This is a genomic window from Microvirga tunisiensis (assembly GCF_009296175.1).
Classification (GTDB): domain Bacteria; phylum Pseudomonadota; class Alphaproteobacteria; order Rhizobiales; family Beijerinckiaceae; genus Microvirga; species Microvirga tunisiensis.
Genome location: NZ_VOSK01000625.1, coordinates 1 through 2,127, shown reverse-complemented (window position 1 = coordinate 2,127; position 2,127 = coordinate 1). Strand labels below are relative to the sequence as shown.

Genomic DNA, 2,127 nt, shown 5'->3' with positions numbered 1-2,127 from the left:
CGATGACGATCTCACGCCCGTCAACAGAGTAGGGGGCGCTCAGCCGCTCCACAATGCGTCTCGCAAGAATGGTGCAGGGTTCGCGCTCGCCCGTAACCTTCTGGAGGATTCCGAACTCGTCGCCACCAAGGCGCGCGACCGTGTCGCCATCGCGCAGACAGTTCCGAAGGCGGTTAGCGACAACCTTCAAAAGCGCATCGCCAATCTCGTGACCTAAGGTATCGTTGACGCTCTTAAACCGATCGAGATCCAAGCATAGGGCAGCAAACCGGATCCCCGTCTGTTGCCACATGGTGAGATGCGCCGCCAATCGCTCATGGAAGAGCGCGCGGTTCGCCAATCCGGTCAGGGCATCGTGACCGGCGGCATGGGCGAGATCATTGGTGAGAGCATGGAGGTCGCTATGTGCTCGTTCCAGCAACTGGTTATGCCTGCTGAAGAGGCCGATCAGGATCAGACCAAGCAGGATCAGACCGAGAGACAGTCCCGAGAAGATCCAGTACAGGCGATTAAGCTCTTGCTGATCCAGGGCGATCCTCTCACCTCCACGGATTTGTGCGTAGGATGCGAGTTGCAGCAACCTTGCCTCCAGCGGCTCCAAGAGCTGAAGTGCTTGCTGAACGGAACCAGGGTGCTCAAGTTCGGCGATGAGAGGCTGCATCCGTACCAAGACGTCGGCGAGACGGTGGAGAGTGGCCTGCTGATCCGGATCGTCCTGAATGATGCTTTGGAAACCGCCCTCCATGAGGAGCTTTGCCCGGCTGAGAAGGATCTCGAAGCGGAGTTCAACTTCGTCCTTATCGACGCCTCGGCCTTGAACATTGAAAGCATCTAAACGACGCTCGAGGCGCATAAACTCTGAGACTGCCTGGCTTGCGTGCCAAGCCGGGTTGTAGTGCGTGATATCTCCCAGGACCTTCTGACGTTCTGTCACGAGCACCGCGATGTAGGCGCTTGCCACAAGGAAGCAGACGGTAACAGCCCCGAAAATCACTTTGAGGGTGCGCAGTGACACAGACCCATCCTTAGGAGATTATATGCCGATCTTATCGCAATTGATCATGACAGAACACTGTCAAGTACGCGTTGATGGGCAAAACGCGACGCTCCTAGTTTATCCCGAGCGCGATTCTATGATTCCATAAAATGTTCAACGAAACCGGGCGACCATTTCCTGGCCTTCATGCACTAAAAAGGCCCGGGTTGCCCCGGGCCTCGTCAGTTGCTGTCGATGCGGCGATCCTAGTAGGTGCCGAACTTGAAGTTCAGCTTGGCCCGGGCGACGAAGAAGTCCTGCTCGTCATCACCCCGCGGCAGCGAAACGTTGACCGGCGCTAAGCCAGCCGGCGTGAAGGTCCCGATGACGCCGTTGTTGTCATCGTCTTCATCGAGGCTGACCCACAGGCCTTCCAGGCCAAGGGTGACCGCTGAGGAGCCGAACCAGTTCACCGGCAGAGCCCACTCGACACCACCACCGGCCGTCCAGCCGGTGTTGTTGTCCGTATAGGCCAGACCACCCGTGGCGTAGATCAGGAACTGGTCGAAGGCGACACCGGCGCGCAGGCGCACCGTGCCGAACCAATCGGCCGAGTCTTCGAACTCGCCGGGCACGAAGACGCCGGCATTACCGGGGCCTGCGACGAACACCGCATCGTTGTCGTCGGTCGCGATCCCCTGGATATCAGCCTCGGCACCGATCACGAACGAGCCGATCTGGTAGTTGTAGCCAATCTGGCCGCCGCCAAGGAAGTTGCCGTCGTTACCATTGCCGAAGTTCAGTGTGCCGACCAGGCCAGCCGGAACGCCAGGGCCCGTCAGAACGACGGTTTCGTTATCATCGTCACGCCAGCCCCAGCCGAGGTTGCCACCGACATAGAAGCCGGTCCAAGTGAAGACCGGAACAGCCGCGACGAGTGGCGGCGGAGCCGAGCGGACCGGCAGATCGGCAGCAGAAACACCAGACACAGCCGCCGTTGTGAGGGCTGTTGCAGCAAGCAGGCCTAGTGGACGGAATCTAACACTTGGTGCCCTCGCCGGACGGCAGCGATGATCTCATCTGGGTTGGCCGTCCAGGTGAAGGGCTTGGGACGTGCATTGGTTTCAGCCACGTAGCGGTTGATGGCCTCC

Annotated in this window: 2 protein-coding genes and 1 pseudogene; all 3 read right to left on the bottom strand. The window is 59.4% G+C overall.

Annotated elements, in window-relative coordinates:
* A partial coding sequence (locus FS320_RS42155; protein WP_152718491.1) for a diguanylate cyclase domain-containing protein occupies positions 1-1,015 on the bottom strand: 1,015 nt, incomplete at its 3' end.
* A gap of 227 nt (positions 1,016-1,242) precedes the next feature.
* Positions 1,243-1,965 carry an outer membrane protein gene (locus FS320_RS42150; RefSeq protein WP_338105691.1) on the bottom strand — a complete coding sequence of 241 codons (723 nt, stop codon included), beginning with the start codon at positions 1,963-1,965 and terminating at the stop codon, positions 1,243-1,245.
* A 35-nt stretch (positions 1,966-2,000) separates the two neighbouring features.
* Positions 2,001-2,127 (bottom strand): annotated as a pseudogene (locus FS320_RS46770) (IS630 family transposase); the annotation flags it as partial.